Annotated in this window: 20 protein-coding genes; 4 read left to right on the top strand and 16 right to left on the bottom strand. The window is 40.8% G+C overall.

Annotation, left to right across the window (positions count from 1 at the left end; all coding sequences use genetic code 11):
- Nucleotides 1-95: 95 nt before the first annotated feature.
- Nucleotides 96-899: an enoyl-CoA hydratase-related protein gene (locus tag F0Q01_RS00580; protein WP_090153605.1), complete on the bottom strand. Its 804-nt coding sequence runs from the start codon at nt 897-899 to the stop codon at nt 96-98.
- 177 nt (nt 900-1,076) lie between these two features.
- Nucleotides 1,077-1,802 carry a glucosamine-6-phosphate deaminase gene (gene nagB / locus F0Q01_RS00575; RefSeq protein WP_090489708.1) on the bottom strand — a complete coding sequence of 242 codons (726 nt, stop codon included), beginning with the start codon at nt 1,800-1,802 and terminating at the stop codon, nt 1,077-1,079.
- Between the two features lie 268 nt (nt 1,803-2,070).
- On the opposite strand from nagB, the gene F0Q01_RS00570 reads away from it, so the two are divergent.
- Genes F0Q01_RS00570 through F0Q01_RS00560 form a run of 3 tightly spaced genes read left to right on the top strand, consistent with a single transcriptional unit; the run spans nt 2,071 to nt 4,754 of the window.
- Nucleotides 2,071-2,763, top strand: a complete 693-nt coding sequence (locus F0Q01_RS00570) for an N-acetylmannosamine-6-phosphate 2-epimerase (protein WP_090489706.1) — start codon at nt 2,071-2,073, stop codon at nt 2,761-2,763.
- Nucleotide 2,764: 1 nt separating this feature from the next.
- The gene (gene nagA, locus F0Q01_RS00565) at nt 2,765-3,934 is read left to right on the top strand and encodes an N-acetylglucosamine-6-phosphate deacetylase (protein ID WP_090489704.1); all 1,170 of its coding nucleotides are present in this window, start codon (nt 2,765-2,767) and stop codon (nt 3,932-3,934) included.
- Nucleotides 3,921-4,754, top strand: a complete 834-nt coding sequence (locus F0Q01_RS00560; protein ID WP_090489702.1) for a MurR/RpiR family transcriptional regulator — start codon at nt 3,921-3,923, stop codon at nt 4,752-4,754. The genes nagA and F0Q01_RS00560 overlap by 14 nt, the downstream gene beginning before the upstream one ends.
- A 122-nt stretch (nt 4,755-4,876) precedes the next feature.
- On the opposite strand, the gene F0Q01_RS00555 is transcribed toward F0Q01_RS00560, so the two are convergent.
- From F0Q01_RS00555 to F0Q01_RS00535, 5 genes are all read right to left on the bottom strand, one after another.
- Nucleotides 4,877-6,352, bottom strand: a complete 1,476-nt coding sequence (locus F0Q01_RS00555; protein WP_090489700.1) for a PTS transporter subunit EIIC — start codon at nt 6,350-6,352, stop codon at nt 4,877-4,879.
- Nucleotides 6,353-6,509: 157 nt separating this feature from the next.
- Nucleotides 6,510-9,077 carry an EAL domain-containing protein gene (locus tag F0Q01_RS00550; protein ID WP_090489698.1) on the bottom strand — a complete coding sequence of 856 codons (2,568 nt, stop codon included), beginning with the start codon at nt 9,075-9,077 and terminating at the stop codon, nt 6,510-6,512.
- A gap of 44 nt (nt 9,078-9,121) precedes the next feature.
- Nucleotides 9,122-9,802, bottom strand: a complete 681-nt coding sequence (locus F0Q01_RS00545; protein WP_090153589.1) for a DUF6320 domain-containing protein — start codon at nt 9,800-9,802, stop codon at nt 9,122-9,124.
- The gene (locus F0Q01_RS00540; protein WP_090489696.1) at nt 9,802-11,049 is read right to left on the bottom strand and encodes a hypothetical protein; all 1,248 of its coding nucleotides are present in this window, start codon (nt 11,047-11,049) and stop codon (nt 9,802-9,804) included. The genes F0Q01_RS00545 and F0Q01_RS00540 overlap by 1 nt, the downstream gene beginning before the upstream one ends.
- A gap of 9 nt (nt 11,050-11,058) precedes the next feature.
- Nucleotides 11,059-11,979, bottom strand: a complete 921-nt coding sequence (locus tag F0Q01_RS00535) for an alpha/beta hydrolase (protein WP_242941886.1) — start codon at nt 11,977-11,979, stop codon at nt 11,059-11,061.
- A gap of 201 nt (nt 11,980-12,180) precedes the next feature.
- Between F0Q01_RS00535 and F0Q01_RS14015 the strand changes: the two genes are divergently transcribed.
- Entirely contained in the window at nt 12,181-12,378 is a 198-nt protein-coding gene (locus F0Q01_RS14015; RefSeq protein WP_090153585.1) for a YjfB family protein, read from the top strand.
- 281 nt (nt 12,379-12,659) lie between these two features.
- Here the strand turns inward: F0Q01_RS14015 and F0Q01_RS00525 are convergent, their stop codons facing one another.
- From F0Q01_RS00525 to F0Q01_RS00485, 9 genes are all read right to left on the bottom strand, one after another.
- The gene (locus tag F0Q01_RS00525) at nt 12,660-14,159 is read right to left on the bottom strand and encodes an ASKHA domain-containing protein (protein WP_090489694.1); all 1,500 of its coding nucleotides are present in this window, start codon (nt 14,157-14,159) and stop codon (nt 12,660-12,662) included.
- Nucleotides 14,149-14,652: a metallophosphoesterase family protein gene (locus tag F0Q01_RS00520; RefSeq protein ID WP_090489692.1), complete on the bottom strand. Its 504-nt coding sequence runs from the start codon at nt 14,650-14,652 to the stop codon at nt 14,149-14,151. Before F0Q01_RS00520 ends, F0Q01_RS00525 begins: the two co-directional genes overlap by 11 nt.
- Nucleotides 14,633-15,244: an XTP/dITP diphosphatase gene (locus F0Q01_RS00515; protein WP_090153577.1), complete on the bottom strand. Its 612-nt coding sequence runs from the start codon at nt 15,242-15,244 to the stop codon at nt 14,633-14,635. The genes F0Q01_RS00520 and F0Q01_RS00515 overlap by 20 nt, the downstream gene beginning before the upstream one ends.
- Before the next feature lie 41 nt (nt 15,245-15,285).
- Nucleotides 15,286-16,350, bottom strand: a complete 1,065-nt coding sequence (locus F0Q01_RS00510) for an N-acetylmuramoyl-L-alanine amidase family protein (RefSeq protein WP_090489689.1) — start codon at nt 16,348-16,350, stop codon at nt 15,286-15,288.
- 4 nt (nt 16,351-16,354) lie between these two features.
- Nucleotides 16,355-18,079 carry a lectin like domain-containing protein gene (locus F0Q01_RS00505; protein WP_090489687.1) on the bottom strand — a complete coding sequence of 575 codons (1,725 nt, stop codon included), beginning with the start codon at nt 18,077-18,079 and terminating at the stop codon, nt 16,355-16,357.
- 4 nt (nt 18,080-18,083) lie between these two features.
- Nucleotides 18,084-19,232 (bottom strand): THUMP domain-containing class I SAM-dependent RNA methyltransferase, encoded by a 1,149-nt coding sequence (locus F0Q01_RS00500; RefSeq protein ID WP_330388756.1) that lies wholly within the window; start codon nt 19,230-19,232, stop codon nt 18,084-18,086.
- A gap of 307 nt (nt 19,233-19,539) precedes the next feature.
- Entirely contained in the window at nt 19,540-19,923 is a 384-nt protein-coding gene (locus tag F0Q01_RS00495; protein ID WP_090153571.1) for a response regulator, read from the bottom strand.
- A gap of 100 nt (nt 19,924-20,023) precedes the next feature.
- The gene (locus tag F0Q01_RS00490) at nt 20,024-21,025 is read right to left on the bottom strand and encodes a substrate-binding domain-containing protein (protein ID WP_090489684.1); all 1,002 of its coding nucleotides are present in this window, start codon (nt 21,023-21,025) and stop codon (nt 20,024-20,026) included.
- A gap of 14 nt (nt 21,026-21,039) precedes the next feature.
- Nucleotides 21,040-23,031 carry a methyl-accepting chemotaxis protein gene (locus tag F0Q01_RS00485; RefSeq protein ID WP_090489682.1) on the bottom strand — a complete coding sequence of 664 codons (1,992 nt, stop codon included), beginning with the start codon at nt 23,029-23,031 and terminating at the stop codon, nt 21,040-21,042.
- Nucleotides 23,032-23,146 lie beyond the last annotated feature (115 nt).

Raw genomic sequence — 23,146 nt, 5'->3', positions numbered from 1 at the left:
TAAGCATTGAAAACTTAGCATGAGTAACCCATGAGCCTGATAGCTACTGGAGTTTCAAATTTATTTCCTAATTTAATTTTGGCGATTCTTACATCTTAGAAATCTGTAAGTGTAGCAGCACGTCTCTCAAGGAATGCGCCCATGCCCTCTGCCTTATCGTGTGTAGAGCATGTGATACCGAAGAGATTAGCCTCCATCTCAACTGCGTTCTTGATGTCCATGTCATAACCGTTGTTGATAGCAGCCTTAGCGATAGATACTGCATAGCTACCCTTAGAAGCAATCTTCTTAGCCATAGCCTTAGCTGTGTCCATAAGCTCCTCACAAGGAACAACCTTGTTAACAAGACCGATTCTGTATGCCTCGTTAGCATCGATAGAATCACATGTGAAGATAAGCTCCTTAGCGCGTCCCATACCTACGAGACGAGCAAGTCTCTGTGTACCGCCGAATCCTGGAATGATACCAAGACCACACTCTGGCTGACCAAATGTAGCATTCTCAGATGCAATACGGATGTCGCAAGCCATAGAAATCTCGCAACCACCGCCAAGAGCAAATCCGTTAACTGCACAGATTGTAACCTGTCTCATGTTCATGAGCTTGAAGAAAGGAACTGATGCTCTCATACCAAAAGCACGTGCCTCTGCTGCTGTAAAGTTAACCATCTCTGAAATATCAGCACCTGCAACAAATGACTTAAATGCATTATCTTTCTTGTCTGGGCCGCCTGTAAGGATAAGTACCTTTACATCGTCTCTAGCCTCGATCTCTGTTAATGCAACGTTTAACTCATCAAGAGTCTCGCTGTTAAGTGCGTTAAGTGCTGCTGGACGTGAAATTGTAAGAACAGCAATCTCATCAGCAACCTCAAGCTTTAAATTGTTGAATTCGCTCATAGTAATCCTCCTCTTTTTGGGGTCATACCCAACTTTTTTCTCATATTATCTATAATAGTCTATTGTTAAAACTTTGTCAATCCTAATTATGGCGCTCCCCTCACCTAGATTTACCATGAGATTTACCAATTCAACATATTACCTAGCTACAAAATTTCCTGTAAAACCCTTCCAGCTTTACAGCTTTGCTGCTGCCTCCTCGTCACATATGATTGTTACATCAGGATGTGTCTGAAGTACTGAGCCTGGAACTTCAGTGGAAACCGGACCATTTATTACTTTTGCCAAAGCCTCAGCCTTCTTAGCTCCATTTACCACAAGAAGGATTTTCTTTGCACCCATTATTGTATTAACCCCCATAGAATATGCCTGTCTTGGCACATCCTCTATTCTCTCAAAAAGACGTGAATTTGCGTGAATTGTGCTCTCTGTCAAATCGACTACGTGTGTTCTCACCTTAAATGGAGTGCCTGGCTCGTTAAAACCGATATGTCCATTTTCTCCAAGGCCAAGCAACTGTAAATCGATTCCTCCTAGAGATTTGATAACCTCCTCATATCTTGCGCACTCAGCGTTATCATTCACCGCCATTCCATTTGGAATATTGATATTTGCAGGATTTATATCAACCTTTGAAAAGAGATTGTCATTCATATAATAGTGGTAGCTATTTTCGTTTAATTCATTGAGCCCCTTATACTCATCTAAATTCACAGTGCGAATCTCTTTAAATGAAATAGCCCCTGCCTTGTATTTTTCAACCAGTAATTTATAGATTCCAATAGGAGAGGAACCTGTAGCAAGGCCTAGAACGCTATTTTGCTTTTCTTTTATCTGATCTGAGATTATCTCAGCAGCCTGTTTGCTCACTGCATCATAATCTTTTACTACATATATTTTCATTTCCAAAACTCCTCACTATTTTTTCAATAAGCTTATTCTTAGCACATTATATTGGGGTCAAAAGTTTGGCGTCAATTAAACCAAAGACTTCTGAAACGCCTTTCAAAAAAATAGTCAATAAATCATTTTTGATGTTAGTACTTTCATAAACTTGGTAAAACATTGAGAAATTTCACAGCTTTTACCTATAATATAAAATATAGATGTCACGGAATTATGGTAAAACTGGCAACCATTCTGAGACACTCTTACTACAAAGGAGTCAAACATGGATAATTACCAAATTATAAATAAAATAAAAGGCGGTCTTATCGTCTCTTGTCAGGCCCTAGAAGATGAGCCTCTTTACAGCAGTTTCATCATGTCAAAAATGGCTCTTGCCGCTGAGGAAGGCGGCGCTGTAGGCATCAGAGCCAACAGTGTAGTTGATATAGCAGAAATCCAAAAGAGTACTGCTCTTCCTATTATTGGCCTCATTAAAAAGGACTATGCTGACAGCGAAGTCTATATCACACCAACTGAGGCTGAGGTGGATGCTCTAGTTTTAGTAGGCGCCGATATTATTGCAATGGATGCCACTAATAGACCTCGACCAAATGGCGAGAGCTTAGATACTTTTTTCAAAAAAATAAAGAAAAAATATCCAAACAAACTATTCATGGCAGATTGCTCTACCTATGAGGAGGGCATCCATGCCAGTGAGCTTGGATTTGATATAGTAAGCACTACTCTCTCCGGTTACACAAAGGAGACAAAGGGACGCTTGCTACCAGATTTTGACATGCTTAAAAAGCTTGTAGATTCTCTAGATCTTCCTGTCATTGCTGAAGGAGGAATCTGGGAGCCAGCTCAGTTAAAACAGGCATTTGATTTAGGCTGCCACAGCGCAGTTGTTGGCAGTGCTATAACAAGACCTAGGGATATAACAAGACATTTTATAGCCGCTATTAAGGAGAACTAAAATGAAAATTATAAATGGTAGTGTTTTTTTAGAAGATGGAAAATTTCAACAGGCAACAGTGGCCTGTATGGACGGGAAAATCACTGAGATAACAACAGGTGATGCCCTATCTGCCAATAATTCTGAGGCAGGTGAAGAGATAATAGACGCCACTGATTGTTATGTAATTCCAGGTCTTTGCGATATACATTTGCATGGCTGTATGAGTTACGATGCTTGCGACGGCACTAGAGAGGCTCTTAAGGAAATGGCCAAATACGAGGCTGCTCACGGAGTCACTTCTATCCTTCCTACTACAATGACCTATCCGGAAGACACTCTTACTACTATTGCAAATGCCGTAAGGGATTACCGTATATACGATAATGATACCCCAGGTCACGCTACAATCCATGGAATTAATATGGAAGGTCCTTTTATCTCACCTGAGAAAAAAGGTGCCCAGAATCCTAAATATATTCAGCGTTGCGATATCAATATGTTTCATAGAATCAATCTAGCCAGCGGCGGTGCAGTTCGTCTATGCGATATAGCTCCTGAGATGGATGGCGCTATGGAGTTTATAGATGAGGCAAGAAAAGAGACTAGAATTTCCATTGCCCATACCACTGCAGATTATGATACCTGCAAGCAGGCATTTGACCGAGGAGCAAGACATCTTACCCATTTATTTAACGCAATGCCACCATTTACACATCGAGCTCCTGGCCCAATTGGTGCTGCAGCTGAAAATGAAAATGTCACTCCAGAAATTATCTGCGATGGTATCCACGTATATCCAGCTGCCGTAAATCTTATGTACAAAGTATTTGGTCCAGAGCGTCTCATCATGATAAGCGACTCTATGCGTGCAACTGGACTACCTGATGGAGAATATGAATTAGGCGGACAACCTGTGACAGTAAAAGGCCGACTTGCCACCCTACACGATGGCACAATCGCCGGCTCAGCCACCAATCTATACGATTGCATGATTACCGCAGTAAAGGAAATGCATATCCCCCTTGAAGACGCTATTTTATGCGCTTCCAGAAATCCAGCAAAAGCTGTTGGGATATACCACACAGTAGGCTCTATTGCCCTTGGCAAACAGGCAGATTTTGTTATAATTAATAAATCAGATTTAATGATTAAAGCTGTCATTGTGAGGGGACAATATGGCAAAGGGTGATTCAACAAAACATAAAATTGAGGAGGCTTATACCAGCCTCACCAAATCAGAGCAGGGTGTAGCAGATTACTTCCTGGAGAATACCGCTATTAGCGATTTCTCCTCAAAGCATATCTCCACCCTGCTATACGTTTCTGAGGCCACACTATCTAGATTTGCTAAAAAATGTGGATTCAAGGGCTACAGAGAATTCGTCTACATGTACGAGCTTGATTTCAAGGATTACTTCACCGAAAAGGAGGAGAAGGAAATCTCTGACATCACACGCTCTGTCCGGAAAAACTATAAGGACATTATGGTCAAGGCATTTGATTTAATAGACGAGGATCAAATGCGCCGCATCGCAAGCCGCCTTAGCAACACAGAGTACACTGTTCCTGTGTATGGCATGGGCTCTAGTGGATATGTTGCCAGAGAATTCCAGCTTCGATTTATGAGACTGGGACTTGATGTTATCGCAATTACGGATTCCCAGATGATTGCTATGAATGCATCACTGGTGAAGCGAGGCTCTCTAGTCCTTGCCTTTTCCATCAGCGGCACTACCAAGGTAGTCATGGACAGTATCAAAAAGGCCAAACAAAATGGAGCGAGAGTGGTTCTTTTCACCTCCTCTAAGGACAAAAAGCTTAAGGAAATCTGCGATGAAGTTGTAGAGGTTGCCTACCTTAGCGAGCTAGAGACTGGCACCAAGATATCCCCACAGATATCTCTACTCATCTTACTAGATGTTCTCTACACCTATTATTTTGCAAACGATTCTTACTTCAAGGCTGAAAAATACAAGCGCACTCTCTCAGCTCTTGAGATCAAAATCTAAAATATTCTTAGGGCCCAGCTAGGGTCCTTTTTTGATGCATACTAAAACAGAAAAAAAGACCCCAAGCTATGCTTGGGGCCACTTTGTACATTCTACGTTATAAGGTCAGTTACCAATTTAAATTACAATAATTTTTTAAGTTCGTCATAAACAAACTGAACCTGAGTGCCTATGACAACCTGTACTGATGTCTTGCCTGGGCGAATCATGCCAGCAGCACCAGCGGCCTTAACAGCCTTTTCGTTGATTACCTCCTGATCCTTTACCTCAAGACGAAGTCTTGTAGCACAGTAATCAGCAGATGTGATATTATCCTTGCCGCCGAGAGCCTCTAATACCTTCTCAGCTACTACAGCGTAATTGCTGTTTGAAAGCTTAGCATCCTTATCGATCTCAGCGTAATCTTCCTCGTCATCCTCACGACCAGGTGTCTTAAGATCAAATGCGCCAATCACATAGTAGAATACTAAATAGAATACTACGAAAGCTGCGATTCCAAGTGGAATAAGCATCCATGTGTTTTGAGCAGCTGGAAGTGATGCAGAGAATACAGCATCAGTTGCTCCACCTGAGAATGAGAATCCTGCTCTAAATCCAACCAATCCTGTGATGATTGTGAAAATGCCATATAAAAGTGCATATACAAGATAAAGTCCAGGAGCCAAGAACATGAATGAAAATTCAAATGGCTCAGTTACACCGCAGACAAATGCACAGATAGCTGCTGATGAAAGAATACCGATTGCAAGCTTTCTCTTGCCTGTCTTAGCGCGTCTAATCATAGCGATTGCTGCACCAGGAACACCAAACATCATACATGGGAAGAATCCAGACATGTAGATACCTAAATCCCAAGAAACATCAGCAGAAGTCTTGCCTGCCCAGAAGTTTGTTAAATCGCCAAGTCCGATTGTATCGAACCAGAATACATTGTTAAGTGCATGGTGAAGACCTGTTGGAATGAGAAGTCTGTTAAGGAACGCATAGATACCAGCTCCTACAATTCCCATCTTTGCAATACCCTGACCAAGTGCTACAAGTCCTGAGAAAAGAATTGGCCATACAAAAAGAAGTACAACTGAAACTAAAATTGATATGAAACCTGCAATAATAGCAACGCTTCTCTTTCCACTAAAGAAAGCCAACCAATCTGGAAGCTTTGTGTTCTTGAACTTGTTGTAGCACATAGAACCAATAATACCAGCAATGATACCAATAAACGGATTGACAATCTTATCAAAGGCCATTGTCTTAACAGCATTCTCTGCGATAGATGGCATGATAGTTGTAACAAAGCCTGTGCCAAGAAGTGTTGTCATAATAAGCCACGATACTAGGGCTGCCAGTCCGCCTGTACCGTCATGGTCATCAGCCATACCAACACCAACGCCGATTACGAAAAGTAGCGCAATGTGGTCAATCAATGCTGCACCAGCTTTTACTAAGAACAAGCCAAAGAGCATCTTTGCACCGGTGATATCTCCTCCCTGCATTGTGGCTGGACACAGCATGTATCCAATACCCATTAAAAGGCCGCATAACGGAAGAACCGCTACAGGCAGCATGAGAGCTTTACCTAGTTTTTGTAAAAACTTCATACATTATCCTCCTTCTATACCCCCTACTTTGTAAGGTTGATTTAATATAATTAAATTATATTCAACCCCTAAAAATACTGTCAACGAATTCACTTTCTTCTGAAACCTCTTTCAGATTTTGCCCCCTGAGTTACGCTTTTATGACAGTACTTTCAATTCAAATATCACCTTGTTTCATTCTTTTCTTTTTTATGTACATATTGGCATCTGCCTGCTCAAAAACATCACCTACTGTAAGCCCCTCTTTGCCATAGGCTGCACCTACCGCCATAGTCACACGTCCCTTGGCTTTATTTTCTGCATTTGCTTTATCTATCTTTTCAATCAGATAATCCAGCTTGCTTAAATCCTTGCCCTGAGCAATTACAACAAACTCGTCTCCACCCACTCTATATACCGGACTGTGGGCAAATGCATTACAGATAAGCATACATCCGTCCTTTATAAACTGGTCACCTGCCAGATGTCCTAGTGTGTCATTTACATCCTTTAGGCCATTCATATCACAAACTACTATTGCGTAATCATTCACTTTGCCTGTTTTTATTTGCTCGTTCAAAAGGTTCTCTGCCTCTGCGTAGGCATTTTTATTTTTAACACCTGTAAGCTCATCAATATTGGCCTTTTTCTCAGCCACTGTCAGATTATTAAGATACTCCAGCTCCTTTCTCTTTTGGGCATCAACATCAATAATACCCACAATAAGCTGAGTGCCATCTAGCTCTTCCACAAGAGCAGCCTTAAGTGTTACATAAATTGGATTGTTACTGTCAAAGCAAAGCCTATATGTGTGAACAAAAATGCCCTCTTTATCGATAGTCGACAAGACATTTTTCTTGGTAAATACACGCTTAAATGACTCCAAATCCTCATAATACACAACATCCGTTGAATCTCTTATAGCATCTTTAAAGAAATCATCACCTGAACTATTTAGCTGTAGAGTCTGGAACATATAGCTTGTTTTGTACATGCTGTAGCTATTAGTCTCAGGGTTTACAGTGTAAATAGAAATAATGTCACCGGAAAGCGCTGTGATTCTTGCATAGGTAATTCGCTCTTCTTTTATGCGCTCTATAGTCTCCTGACGACGCATCTGCACATCCACATTGTTGACACCTATGATTACACGATCCTCACCTGAGCGAACCTTTACCGCCTTTAAGTTGACATAAGTAGGTTTCATATCGATAAACATACGATATGTCAGAGAAAATGTTCCATGTTCCTTTAGATTAGATGCCACATTCTCCATCGTCATGGCCTCAGTAAACATATCCAAATCCGCACTGTAAACTGTCTTTTTGGCATCAGAAACAATCCGTTTAAAGAAGTTTTTTCCACTCTTTTCAACGGACAAATCTCGATTTTGGCCGTCAGGATTGTACTCCACATACTCACCTGTTTTCATATCAACAAAATACAGGTAAATATAGTCCTCAGCCAGGGCTCTGGCTACATAGTTGTAGGTCAAATCATTTTCTTTTTTAGGTTTATCTGTAACCGAAAGAATAACTATGGCAAGGGCTGCCATTCCCGAAACTTTATTTACAGCGATTCTTTGAATCAGAAGCTGAACTGTTTTGCCATCACGGGTTCTGTCATCGATTATTCGTCGCTTTCCATCCTGGCCACATTGTCTGATAGCATTGAAGGTGTAGTAACCTGTACCCCTCTTGCCCTTCTTAAACTCATATACGTATGGCTCCTTTGCATCCGGGAAATTGCTTTCAATAAATCGCTTGAAATTTCTATTTCCTCTGGCAAAATGTATTATCTCATCATTTGCCTCTGTGATTACCATTGGAATGGTGTCAAAATAGCTGGCGTACTGATCATCATCCTGACTTAGGAATGACAAATCATATAGGCTGACCTTACCTACCTCTGAATAGTACTCAGCCTCATCTGGATTCTCAAATCCGATTTGATTGCCGCTTTTATATCGAGCAAATATTTTCTCCACTGGAATAGGCCTACAGTAATAGAATCCCTGCATTTTCGAGCAGCCTACCTCCAAAAGGAAATCCACCTGTTCCTGATCTTCTACACCCTCAGCAGCAGTCTCTATTCCTAGAGCAATAGCCATCCTTACAAGCTCTGTAATAATTATCTTTGTATTATCAGAAGAGCTTATTCTACTAATAACCCCTACATTTATCTTCAATAAATCAAAATGGACTCTCTGCAACATAACTGGCGAAGCACTGCCACTGCCATAATCATCCATCCATACCTTAAATCCAAGCTCCTGAAATCTCTCGAGCTGAGAAAGAACCTGCTCATTGTTTCTGCAGACAGCACTCTCTGTAACCTCTACTGCTATCTTTCCAAAGTCGATACCTGCCGCCTGTACACGTTTGACAAATTCCTCTACGATATCACAGCAATAGAAATCTATCTGGGACACATTGATGGAAGTTGTAACCAGATAAAGCCCCATCTCAACCTGGGCTTTCATCTTCTCAAGCACATGTTCGAGCACATACAAATCCAAGGTTGCAATAGCATTTACAGCCTCTAAAATCGGAACAAACTCGCCTGGATTAAGGACTCCCATTATTGGATCATCCCATCTGACCAGTGCTTCTTCCTCACAGACTCTTCCATTAACAGAGCGAACAATAGGCTGATAGTATACCTCCAACCATTCCTCCTCTATTGCCTTTGGAAAATTCTCCAGCAAATATTTACTTTTGTCGAAAGAGCTATCCTTAGTAATCATCTTTCATTCCCCGTGTACTTCCCCGTAAACCAATACAATTCTAGCTAAACACTCAAGCGTCTTTGAATCTCACTTACCACTTCACGACCTTTGAAAATAATAGCTCCAACCAAAAGCGCAAAGCCAACAAGCAAGCAAATTATCCATTCGATAGGACAATTCTTCTGGAAAATATAAAATGCAATATATGGCAAAATACCTATCAATACATTGGTAAGAAGATAGGCCATTGAATTGCCACTTTTATCCAGCATGGCAAACACGAAGTTTGCAACCATTGTAGCCATAACTACATTTGGCAAAATCCAGTATATAAAAAGTCTAATAAATCCCATGTAATATGCTGTAACCGCAAGCATTATCATTACAAATACAACAAATATAGATAGGATTCTCGATGGGCTCATACCCTTTTTGAAAAGTCTTATGATTCCAAACTCAAAGGCAAGCACCCACATTAACACAAGTAAGCTCCAATGGATTTTCTCAAATGGACCATCAAATGCTGCTGGATGAAGTCCAAATAGGAAGTCTATTCCAAGTGATGCAATAATAATAATCCATACAATAAAAAGCTGAAGCTTATAGAAAAATGACTGTATCTTTAAAATAGTCTGAGTAGGAAAATATCTTTCCTCTGGCTCTCCCACCATCTTACTCTGGCAAAATGGGCATTTCTTAAGGTCGCCACCAACCTGTATCTTACAATAAGGACAATTTTTCATTATCGAATCACCTCCGTAGCATATGCTTTAACTTTCATGCCATCTTCGCTAAGTCCGCGGACAAAATTCTTGATTACGCGAGTGTTTGAATATGGCGAGGTGACTCCAAGTGTAAGAACACCGTTGTAGCTTGACATTACCATAAATAAGTTAGAAGAACTGCAGAATCCAGAGTAGTTCTGAATCATAGATGTCAGCTCCTCAGGTGGACGCTGCACTCCTAAATTAGAAAGTACAACAGACACCTTTTTATCTGTAACTTTTGAGCCATAGCGGACAACCAGCTGCTTGATAAAAAGTGGCACCGCTCTAACTGGAATAACATATTCCATAGTCTCAAAATTATCCATCTGCTTTTTAATATTTTCTTCTGTCAAATTAGCCTTGAGCTTCTCGTCAAACTCCTTAGCCAAATCCTCAAGAGAAATATCCTCTGTAAAAATATGGGATACATTTATGTTGTTAAAAAAGTTTCTAGATGTCTTGCTAGGATAATAGTTTCTAAGGTTAACCGGCATAGACACGTTGATTGGCTTTTTCACCTTGCGAGGTGGCATGTCCGCCTTGATGGCAAGCATAAGTCTTGCACCTATATAACTTGTAAGTCCCACCCCCACTTCCTTAGCCTTTGGAAGAATGTCTGCTGTAGGAACCTGAAGCTCAAAAAACTGAAGCTGGTCATATGGAAGCTTAAGTCCTCCTGGATGATATGCGTACTTAAGAGTCGATGCCTTAAGTCCCATACTTCCAAAGAACTGCTTGTAGCTATCCTGATTCAAGTCATCCTCTGATGCTCCCGAATGGATCACAATGTCCTCAAATCTATCTGGATATTTAAGCTCTAAATAACTTGATACAATAATATTTAAAAATTCCAGGGCTCCTGTTCCATCTGATATAGCGTGGAACAAATCAAGATTAATTCTATTGTGATAGTAAGTCACCCTGTAATGAAGCATTGCCCTGCCTGGCTTGTAAAGGATAGGACAAACTCTGCCGTGCTCCTCTGTAACCACTGGCTGGATGTCTGTATCCTCCATGTAGTGCCAGAAAATTCCTCGTCTAATTCTTACCTGAAACTGTGGTCTCTCCTGAATTGCAAGAAGAACTGCCTCCTGTAAAAGCTCTGGGTCTATTTCATCCCAAAGAGTACAACTAACTCTAAGCGTTCTTGTGTCTCTTTTAGCTGCTGTAGCAAGAAAAACTTTTGCTACATTATCAACTTTGTACCAATTATCTCGTGCCATTATTACTCCTTATGCATTGTATATTTCCTCAGCAATGAATTTTGCTATACGCCTCATTGCACGCCCCGCCACTGGAAGTGGCAATTGCTGGTATACATGCCAACCATCTTTTTCTATATCAATAGTGGATTTCACTCCAGCTTTAGTCATTTTCTTGTTGAGCTGGACACTATCCTCAAGCAGGATTTCGTTTTTGCCTACCATAATAAATGTAGGTGGAAATCCTGAAAAATCTCCAAATAAAGGACTGTATTTAGGCTCCGCTGGGTCAGCCTTATCTCCTATAAATGCCTCTCTCACTCCAACCACATACTCGTATGTGAGAATCGGGTCCTTTGTCTTGTATGTCTCATAGCTAGAGGAGGATGCCGTCATATCTGTCCACGGACTCATCACAATAAGCGCTCTAGGTGGCATTCTATCCTGCCCAAGTAATCGCTGTGTCAATGAAATAACAAGATGTCCACCGGCAGAATCTCCTGCCATCAGAATATTTTTTGCACTAAAGCCCTTTTCTAATAGATAGTTCCAGATTATCTCCCCATCATCTATAGGTGCCGGAAATTTGTGTTCAGGAGCAAGCCTATATTCAAAAGTCACTACAGAAAATCCTGTAGCAAGGGCCAGCTTGGCACCAAGAATTCTAGCATATCTAAGTCCGCCACACACGTAGCCTCCACCATGGGCATTCAAAATAACATAGGATGGATTGTGTGCAAGAACTGGGCGTATCCACTCACATGAAATGTCTCCTACCTTAAATGGTTCTATCTCCACATCACCAGTAGGGGCCGCAAGCTTCCCTGCCAATTCCATAGCAGATCTCTGCTTTTTCAAATCCTCTTCTGTAAGGGAATTTCCCGTTATTGAGTTGAAGGCCTTGATTGCTTTCATCAAGGGGTCATTCCAGTTTATCCTTCGTAAAGCCATATAATTCCCCTTTTTAACATCTTATGGATTAATTATAATTATTCTTTCGTAAAATTTCATTAAGAAATGGTAACCATTCTGTTAAATCGAAAAACACAGAATTTTCACAATTTAGTCACAACTTGACACCATTTGTGAATTAACAAGTGCTAGAATTGGTTTTGTAGGAAAGACTAATGTCTTTTTAGGGGAGGCGCAGACATGGATGTAGCCGAGATTTCAATGAACCTAAGTCAAAATAAGCTTATGTCGGCGGTGGGAACGTCGATGCTTAGTAAGTCTTTGGACCTGATAGAGGGACAGGTTACGATGCTTACAGAGGGGATGGATATGAATTCACCTTCTCTTGAGAGTTTGGTTTACCCTACCTCGGGCACTGCCATTGATCTACGCATATGAACGATTGGGTGTTATAATAATTAAGGGCTCGCTACGGTGGCGAGCCTTCGTTCTGTCCACTTTTAATCAATTTCATTACATAATTCTTATTCAAAAATTCCTGTACAGTAATTCACAAATAAACTTTTATTCTGCAAGGTTTATTCACATATTTAACATTGTTCCTTCAGAAATGGATTGTATTATTACTATATCGCAAGACAGAAGCGATGAACCATTTTTTTCATAACATTATTCTCCCTTTTAGAAAAGGACGTCCCGCCGACGTCCTTTTCACTTTGTTATAAAGTTAAATTTTCTAAAAACAGTTTTTCAAAATCCGGATTGGTTGCCATGTAAATCACTCTGGATTTTTCTTTTATTTCCTTTAGTGCATCCTCATCCTGATCTGTGATAAATGCTATATTTCCTAGGAGGGATGTGTTGCCTGCTGCTTCAAACTTATTAATAAGCTCCTTTGGGAAAATATTAATTCCAGCTGCGGACCATACGCCAATGGAAGCTCCCAGACCACCTGACACATATAGGTGTTCTATGTCCTCCATCTCAATGCTAGACTCCCTGACTAAAAGTGTGATAGCAGAATAAATGGCAGACTTGGCAAGAAGCACCTGCTGAATGTCCTCTCCTGTAATGACAATCCCCTCTGCCACAGGGAAGCCCTCTTCTGCATATTCTTCTGCCAGAAGGCCGCCTGAATCTATGATTCCATTTCTAAATAGCTCAGAAATCAAATCGATAACACCGCTTCCACATATACCGATAGGAGCCTCGCCTCCGATGGTTGTGTACTTAACTCTTCCATGGGAAATGGAAATGTGATTGATAGCACCTCTGATAGATGCCACTCCACATCGCAGGTTTGCTCCCTCTAGGGCTGGACCAGCTGATGCAGATGTGCAAAGGTATTCATTGCCATCAAACAAAACTATCTCCGCATTTGTTCCCAAATCCACAAACAGATAGTTCTTAGGCTCTTTCTTTTTCTTTATGTAATAAAGACCTGCTACAATATCTCCTCCGATAAAGGCGGATATTGATGGCATAAAGAATATATCCTTGTAATCATGGGCAAATCTCACACTATCAAGTGTGTATGGAACAAATGGGAATTTGGCCATGCCATCTACAGGGTAATGTAAAAACAGATGGGTCATAACTGTGTTTCCAGCGATAACCACTCTATGCATAAGATAATCTTCGCCGAGTATTTGCCTGCCTATATTCATCAAGTCATTTCTCACTGCATTCATCAAATCCTCATCATGACCTTCCATAGCAGCCTTTACTCGCGACATTACATCTGCACCGTAGCCTGTCTGACTGTTGGTACAGTTTTTCTGTCTAAGAATTTTGCCTGTATGCAAGTCCACCACTGCCGCAGCAATAGTGGTAGTACCAATATCTACAGCAATAGCGATATTGGTCTTGTCTAGAGGTAAATTTTCATCTGCAATTAGTGTGTCTGGGGATTGAATCTCTGAAACTAGAGAAAGAGGCACCTGAATCTTGCAGTCTTTGGTGATGATACACTTGCAGCCTAGTCTCCATCCATTTCTTAGATCATTGAACTCTATACCTCGCTCATCTGCAGAAGTAATCTCAGGAGCTCCATAGGCAAATCTCACAGCACAACTCATGCACTTGCCTGCCCCGCCGCAAGGTCTGTAGAAATTGATTCCAAGTTGTTTCATCACCTCAACAAAAGAAATGTCCTCAAAGCTAACCAGGACATATTCTTTTTCAGGTTCGATGCCGTCAATTACAATTTTAATTTCCATGTGTTCTATCGTATTCCTCTAATGAATGTAAATTGAATTTCAACTCACCTTCATTATCCACCATAATTGTCATATAAGTGTGTTCACGACTATTCTGTCTTGGAAATGCTATGCTTCCTGGATTGGCTATAATCAAATCCTCATAATAATCGATAGTTGGAACATGGGTGTGTCCGTACAAGACTACGTCGCACCCCTTTGCTCTGGCCGCCTCAGCTATTCTCTCGTAGCCAAATCCCACGCCGTAGTAGTGACCATGAGTGAGCATAATCACATGCTTGCCCACCTCAAGCACTACCTCGTTTGGAAGATTAGTGCCCCAATCACAGTTGCCGCATACGCACTCAACTGGAGCATCAGTCATCATCCATATTCTCTCTTCTACGCCCTGGCCATCTCCAAGATGATAAATTCTATCTGGCTTTTCTATCTCAATAACATCACTGAGATTCTCTGACATGCCATGGGTATCACTAACAACTAATATTTTCATGCTTAACTATTTCTTCCTTTATCATTCTAAGAGCCTGGCCTCTGTGGCTGATTGCATTTTTCTCCTCTGGGGAAATGCTGGCTGTGCTAACATCCTTGTCCCATAGATAGAAAATTGGGTCGTAACCGAAGCCATTTTCGCCCATTGGCTCCCAGCCAATATAGCCCTCAATAGTGCCTCTTACAACAGCCTCGTTTCCGTCTGGGAAAACAGCTGAAACCGCACATACGAATCTAGCACTTCTATCTTCTTTTTCTACTCCATCAAGTCGCTCAATCAGATTGGCATTTTTAATGTCGTATGATGTATCCTCGCCCATGTATCTGGCAGAATAAATACCTGGCTCTTTGTTTAATGCATCAATTTCAAGTCCACTGTCATCTGCAAGAACGATAGCATCTGTTGCCTCTTTTGCAATGGCGCGTGCCTTTATAAGAGAATTCTCCTCAAAGGTGGTTCCATCTTCCACAATGTCCACATCAATGCCTGCTTCCTTCATAGACTGGATATCGTATTTCTCCTCCCCGAGAATCTCACGAATCTCTCTCATTTTGTTTGCATTTCCTGTAGCAAAAATAATTCTAGTCTTCATCATTCTCCAATCTGCCAGTGGCTCCTATAGCTTACCGACTATTATAAATTTAAATATTGTAATACAGAATTGTATATAGCCAATGCTGCTTTGTTTTGATACTCCTGTTCCTGCAGGTTATCCAGTTCCTTTTGGTTAGTCATAAATCCAACTTCCACGAGGGCTACTGGAGGCTTTGACATTCTGATAATGTATACCTCATCCCCCACTACTATCCCCTTTGATTTTGTGCCAAGCTCTCCCAAGAGATTACTAAGGCACATCTGGGCAAATTTCTTAGACTCACCTGTAGAATCTCCAGCTTCGTACATGACCTCTGTTCCATTTATGGATGACATACGTCCAGAGGCTGTTGAATTGTTATGAACTGATATAAAAAGATCAGCATCCGTGTCATTAGCCAGGCCTACTCGATTGGCAAATGATGGATTGGTGTCATCTGTTCTGGTGTAATAGACACCTATATTTTTATCGCATGCGTCAAAATACTTTTTCAACTCAAGAACTATATCTAGATTAATGTCCTTTTCACAGACCCCTTGCTTGGTGGCGCCAGGAACATTGCCGCCGTGACCTGCATCAATAACCACAACATAGTCATATATCTCATGAGGGTCAACAAAATCAAAATAAATATTTTCCCCCTCAGATGTCATGGACACTTCAAACACATCATCTGTTGTAATCTGGATGAGACCTACCAGATTCTCACTATTGTAGGTAACATCTACGATATTGTCCGAGTTACCTCTGATTGGGAATTCCTGGAAATAATCCTTGCCGATTCCCTTAATTTTGATGTTGATAGTTCTGTTGACGTAATTATTGTTAATCTCTACTGCAGAGCTGGTGACATTTTGTGGAAGGGTCAACCTAATCTGGTGCCCCTTTAAAATGCTCTGTCTTGTGTCAGGGTCATCCGCCTCCAAATCAGCGTTGCTCTCCCTAAGCATATCCATAATCGAAACTCGACCACCCATCATCTGAGAGTCTTCGATTTTAAGAGCAATAATATGCATGTTTGGCACATACACAAGCAAACAACTCATTGCAATCACCACCACTAGAATTATAGCGGTGAAAGCCCCCATAACCTTTTCTTCCATTTAATCACTCATAAACTTCGACTACATTATTTGCATACGCTTTTATGCATAGATTAGCACTTGCTACATCCTCAACGCTCTCCCAATCCAGACCGTTGTTACTGATATATCCCCTACCATCCTCTATTGTCACCTTCTCTGTCATGGAGTCGGCAACGTACTCAACTGCAAGAGGACGCAATGTATCAGGTGTGTTGACGTAGAGTACTATTGCGAAGTTTTCTCCCTCCGAAACCATTTTCGCCTGGTCAAATTTTACTGTGTAATAACCAGCCTGGTCAACCTGACCATATGCCACAAGCTCCTTGTTAACAAGGCTGCTAGTGTTTTCATAATTTGGAACAAAATAAACTTTATAATTAGTATCTTTACCAAGAGCGTAAAAGCCTGCTGCCTCTATCTGCTGATTGCCATCGGCTACGAATGTATTGGCACCATAAGCCCACTCCTTGCTGTAGCCTACCTGGCCTACCCAGCCACACAAGTCGCTCTGATAAATATAATTGTATGTGTTGTTAGTATCCACATCTACATAAGAAACTGCCTGATTACCTACATTGGTGTCATAGTAGGAAATGTAGAATACACCGTCCTCACCGAATCCGCTTCCCCAGCTGTTCTGGCAGATAAATGCCCCATTGCCAGGAGCAGTATCCATGAAATTAGTAGCTGGATAATTGTCATCCCAACCGATAATAACTACGTCATGATTAGGCTTTGAACTACCTCTATAATAGTAGGAATTAGTAAGGCTATTGTAGCTGTTAGAACCATTTAAGTTGGCTGTTGAAACGCTGGCGTATACTGATGTAGAAACTCCACCATATCTATATACAGCCCACTTGATTCCATCGAGATTTTCCGAATCATAAAACTGTACTGACTGAAGATGAACATTTTCCTGTTCACCATTTCCTGTCCACTCATCAATCAATGTAGTATGTCTGTCCTGAAGAGCTGGCCCCTGCCAAGAAAGCAGGTAGGCTAATGCCATTGTATAATCGCCGCCATCCGCCTCAGAAAGACCAAATGAATTGTCATTAATCATGGAATCCACTGAAAAATTGTAAGGCAAGGCTGGAAGCATAGATGACTCCATGGCCTCCAAGGATGCACAAGCCCAACAGGTAGATGTGGAACCTTGATTTCTAATATTGCTAACTCTGTTTACACTCCTGAGATCATATCTCTTAGGCAGTGTAGCTGTCTTTTTGTAAGAGATATTGACTGTGTATTTATTGGCGTCGTAATCGTATTTGTATCCGAATATCTGGCACAGATCCTGAAGTCCTACGTACATTTCCCCTCTATATATAGAAGGTGCAACCGCAAGCTCAAACTCCTCCTGGCCTTTGTAGGCTATTTTCTCACCTCTTGTAAAGGAAAAAATATCATTTGTAATTTGAATAAGAGCCTGGCTGTCATCCACCATAAAGGCAGAGCCCATAAGCTCTTTGCGAATAAATTCTAAGGATCCAACTGGATTGAGACTGTCATCAAGAATTGTATAACCAGCTGTATTTAAGTATGGCTGGCCATTAATATAGACCTTAAGTTGACCTGAATCATTAAGATTTTTAGACATGAGAGGGTACAGCACGTCCTTGTTCAGTGCTGCCCCGCGGAATGACTCTACAGCTGCGTATTTGTCATTCCAATTATTCAATTTCCAAAACAAAGTGGATGCCAAAAGAAGAGCAAACACTAAAAATCTCTTGGAAAATCTCATTTAACTAATCCTTTTTTGGCGGCTTAGGTCCTAAAAATTGATAGAATCTAGTCTTTATCATTCCGTTATATATTTTACGATTTTTATCAGCCTTTTTGCCGATAGCCTTTGGCGCATCCTCATAGCTTGTGATTACAAACATGGACCATGTTTCAAGCTTTTTGAATGCTGCTCCTAACTTGCCGTAGATTGCCGGCAAATCTCTTTTGTCTTCAAGACGCTCACCATAAGGTGGGTTTGTCAAAATAAATCCGTATTTCTTAGGGTGGCTAAGGTCTGCCACATCTCTCTGCTGGAAATGAATCATATGGTCCACTCCCGCCTGCTTGGCATTAAGGCGGGCGATTTTAACCATCTCAGGGTCAATATCATATCCCTGAAGGTCGCACTCTACCGATGTGTCTACCTCGGCTCTGGCCTCGTCAAAACACTCTCTCCATAGCTTCTGTGGAATCAAATTGTTCCAATCCATAGATGTAAACTCTCTGTTAAGTCCAGGAGCAATGTGGGCAGCCATAAGTGCAGCCTCAATCAAAAATGTGCCCGAACCACAGAATGGGTCCACAAGAATCCTGTCTGGATGCCATGGAGTAAGCTGAATAAGTGCCGCCGCCATAGTCTCAGAAAGTGGAGCCTTGCTAGTGTATGTACGGTATCCTCTCTTGTGAAGTGGAGTACCTGTAGAATCCAATGTGACAATAACATTGTCATTCATAAGGAATATTCTAACAGGGTAATCTGAGCCATCCTCGTCAAACCACTGAATATCATAGTGGGACTTCATGCGCTCAACCATAGCCTTTTTGGCGATGGACTGAATATCTGTAAGTGAAAAAAGCTTACTCTTAACAGAGGTAGCCTTAGTTACCCAAAATTTACCATCTACAGGAATGTAATTTTCCCAGTCTAATGACTTGATACCCTGAAATAACTCTTCGAAAGTAGTAGCTCTAAATCGACCTACCTCTATAAGAACTCGCTCTGCAGTGCGCAAATTGATATTTGCTCGACAGATTGCTTCTGCATCGCCAGTAAAGGTCACTCTACCGTCTGTAACCTCAGTAACCTCATAACCTAAATCATATATTTCTCTTTTTAATGGAGCTTCCAAACCGAAGTGGCATGGACAGCTAATAGTAAATAATTTCAACATAAAAATATCTTAACCTTTGAGCAGAATAGAGTCAAATACCATGTGTGTATTATTACTCATTGATGCACAATAAATTATTTTTATTGCATTATTATAAAATCTATATTATAATCGGAATCGTGACAGGCAGTTTCCTGTCATACCCTTATTAATTATTTATACTCCCCTCAAAAAGACCGAGTTTTTCGGTCTTTTTTCTTGCATAATTATTCACTTTTTGTTATATCACAATTTAAAAAAATCAAGAGAGTTTCCATTTTAGGCATATAAAAAGGGCTGTTCGTACAGCCCCTTAGTGTTTTTTTGATTACTTAAAGTGACCTAATGCCTCTGCAAATCTAGTCTCATCAAATGGCTTAATAACAAAATCCTTAGCGCCTGCCTCGATAGCCTCGATTACATAGCACTTCTGACCCATGGCGCTAACCACCAGAATCTTAGCATCTGGGTCAAACTCCTTGATCTTCTTGATAGCATCAATGCCATTAGAGCTACGACCAATGGTGTGACCATCTACTGTCATGGTGATGTCCATAGTAACTATATCAGGCTTGAGCTGCTTGTACTTTTCAACAGCCGCATCGCTACAATCTGCCTCAGCAATAACAGTCCAGCCATTTCTTTCAATTTCGCCTCTGACGACGGCTCGCATAAATTTCGAATCGTCAACAACTAAAACTGTCTTTCCCAAAGAGCGTCCTCCTCCTATCAAAAAATCAATTTGGAAGTTTACAGTTATTATACCACACAAGCCACCATCCAACTATGAAAATATTGTTAAGTCATCATCACTATTTATACTGATCAATATTTTCTGGTGTTATAGGAACAAACGGTACCCACACATATTTTAGATCCTCTGTAGCACCTTCCATTGAGCCTACTGAGCCACCCTTTGCCAAGGTTATTGCACAGTCTACTGCATTCTCTGCCTGACCAACAGTATCTTGAAGAACTGTCATGTACATATCGCCACTTCTTATTGCTGCGCAACCATCATCAGTTGCATCTATTCCTGCTACTAGTTTGTCATGTGTATCATATCCGTTATCCTTAAGCCACTTAATAGCACCAATAGCCATAGGGTCATTGTTACATATAATGCAATCAAAATCCTGATGGGTCTTCTTAAATATTTCAAGCTGATCATATGCAACAGTATCTGACCAGTCTCCGTGGTCTACGAATACATAATTTGCATCTACACCATTATCAAGGAAAAAGTATTTTACAGCGTTTGTACGCTGAGGAACTGCAGCATGCCCCTTCATTCCTTCCATGATAATTACATTTAATGACTGAGGCTTACCAAGTCCATTCCAAATGTACTCTGCCTGGAATCTTCCAGCATCCTGTTCAAATGAACCAACATAAACAAATTTATCTGCCTTTAGATAGTCTACATCTGGCTCATTGTTTATGAACACTATAGGCAGATTACCTGCCGCCTTTTCCATCTGAAGAATTGTGGTAGCATCTGCAAGTCTACAAATAATAGCATCGTATCCCTGCCCTGCAGCATCAGCAATCTGCTGCATCTGAATTTCCGGATCACTCTGACAGTAAACGGTATCAATTGTAGCACCTGTTTCCTGAGCTCTCTTATCGATTGTTTCACAAAGAGTGATGAGGAATGTATCTGTATCGTCATGAAGTGTCATGAGAATTTTCACTCCACTTCCATTTACTGAGCCGCCACCACCACTTGATTTAGCTCCACAGCCTACAAGGGATGCAACCGTCATCACTATACAAATTAGAAAAGCCATTGATTTTTTGATTTGATTTTTCATAATTCGTCTCCTTATTATATCTTGAACTGCTGAACATAAGATGTAAGTGTCTCAGAAGTATTTGCCAGTTTGTGTGAGTTGTCTGCAACATCCTGGCTGTTCTGGGTGATGCTGTTTGCCTGCTCAACCATCTTGTGGCTAGTCTCAAGGATTTCATCTGTACTAGCTGCCTGCTCCTGAGAGATAGCTGCTACGTTGCTAGCAACATCATCAACCTTTTGTACATCCTGTATCATAAGGTCAATAAGTTCATTAGACTTTTCAATGTTCTGATAAATCTGATCAAATGTATCTACGGCAGTATTGATGAGTTCGCTGTTTGCTTCAATCTTGTCTGCATTTGTCTGAGCCTGTCCAACAACGCTATCAATAGCCTTTCTTACATCATCAATAAGCTTTGCTATATTTTCCGCACTCTGTGCAGAGTTCTTAGCAAGGTTACCGATTTCAGTAGCAACAACTGCGAATCCCTTACCTGTCTCTCCTGCTCTAGCTGCCTCGATAGAAGCGTTGAGAGAAAGAAGGTTGGTCTGCTCAGCGATTTCTGCTATAAGACCTACAATATTGGTAATCTCCTCTGAAGCTTTACCAACTACATTGATTGATTCTACAAGTTCATCATTGCTGCTCTTAATATCTTGCATTGCACCTGCAAGCTGTTCCATATCATCACGGCCTTTTTTACTAATCTCAACAGTTTCTTTCATACTGTCATTGGCCTGAAGTGAATTATCTCTTGTATCTGAAACAACCATAGCAAGAGTGGTTGCATTTTCAGCAATCTCATTTACAGCAACTGCAAGCTGGTCAACAGTATTGTTAAGGTTCTGCATAGCCTCTGACTGTGACTGAGATGCTTCGTACATGTTCTTAGATACAACATCCGAATTATCCGACTGCTCTTTAAGCACCTTAGATTCTTCATTTATATCACTAAGCATCTTTCTCATGGACTGAACAAACTCGTTTACCTTGCTGCCCATAAGACCAATCTCGTCGTTGCTCTCCTCCTTCACATCAATTGTGAAATCACCAGCCGACATATCAGAAATGTTCTTTGTAATTCCACCAAGAGGAGCTACAACTCTTGATACCATCAAGTTGATAAGTATCATGATAAGTAAGATTGCAACTATTCCTATGATTGCAAGGGTGGTAACAAGCTTTGTCACATCCTGCATAATAGTGTCATTATGAACATAAGAAACAAGCACCCAGTCTGTTCCAGCTATCTGCTTAAATGCCACTACATTGTTTTGTAGAGTTACTGTGTTATAGTTTCTGGTTTTAACCTTTTCAGCTATTGCCGCCATAAGCTTGTCGCTGTCATCGGTGGTAAGCTTTGTAGAAACTCTAGACTTATCATTGTGGGCAAGTATTGTACTATCTGTAAGGTCTACAAGGAATGATGAAGCCTGATCCATTTTCACCCTTGAATTAACGATGATACTAATCTGATCAAGGGACAAATCGGCTGCAATAACCTTCAAGTCATCAGAGCCATCCTTGATGATACCTGTAGCACTTATAACATTGGTGCCGTCAGCATCCTCATAGGTACTTCCGTATACCATATTTACATGGCTAAGTCCCTGCTTGAACCACACCTTATCTGTAGGATTTGATGTGTCTTTGGTGGACTCTGATGCTTTGTAGACTCTTCCACTCTGGGTAGCAATATAAGGCCCATTCTTACAATAAGAATTAAATCCGTATAATGAATCCATCATAGAATTTAATTCCTCATCAGGTAAATGAGCCTGCTCTACCATATATTTTATTGTGGCAAAGGTTTGAAGATTGTCATCAAGCCAGGCTTCTATATTATCAGCCTGGTTTGAAATTGAAGAATTTAACTGCGATGTGGCCATGGTAGACAAACTTCTACTTGAAAGGTACCCAGATATGAGTACCAAAATAAGAATTGTAACTACTACAGCTGGTAGTAAGAATAATAACAACTTGTTTTTAATTTTAGCGCGTCGCTTCTCTTTTACTTTTCCCATTTTGAAAGTCTCCTTAGTTTAATAAATAACAGCTTTAATGACTTACCATTTTGAAAAAACATTTTAGAGCTTTAACGCAATTATAATTTTTAGTTGTTAAAATAATGTTAAAAAA

It is taken from the genome of Pseudobutyrivibrio xylanivorans (genome assembly GCF_010906925.1).
GTDB lineage: Bacteria > Bacillota > Clostridia > Lachnospirales > Lachnospiraceae > Pseudobutyrivibrio.
The sequence above is the reverse complement of the archived record's forward strand: the minus strand, read 5'-3'. Positions and strand labels throughout refer to the sequence as shown.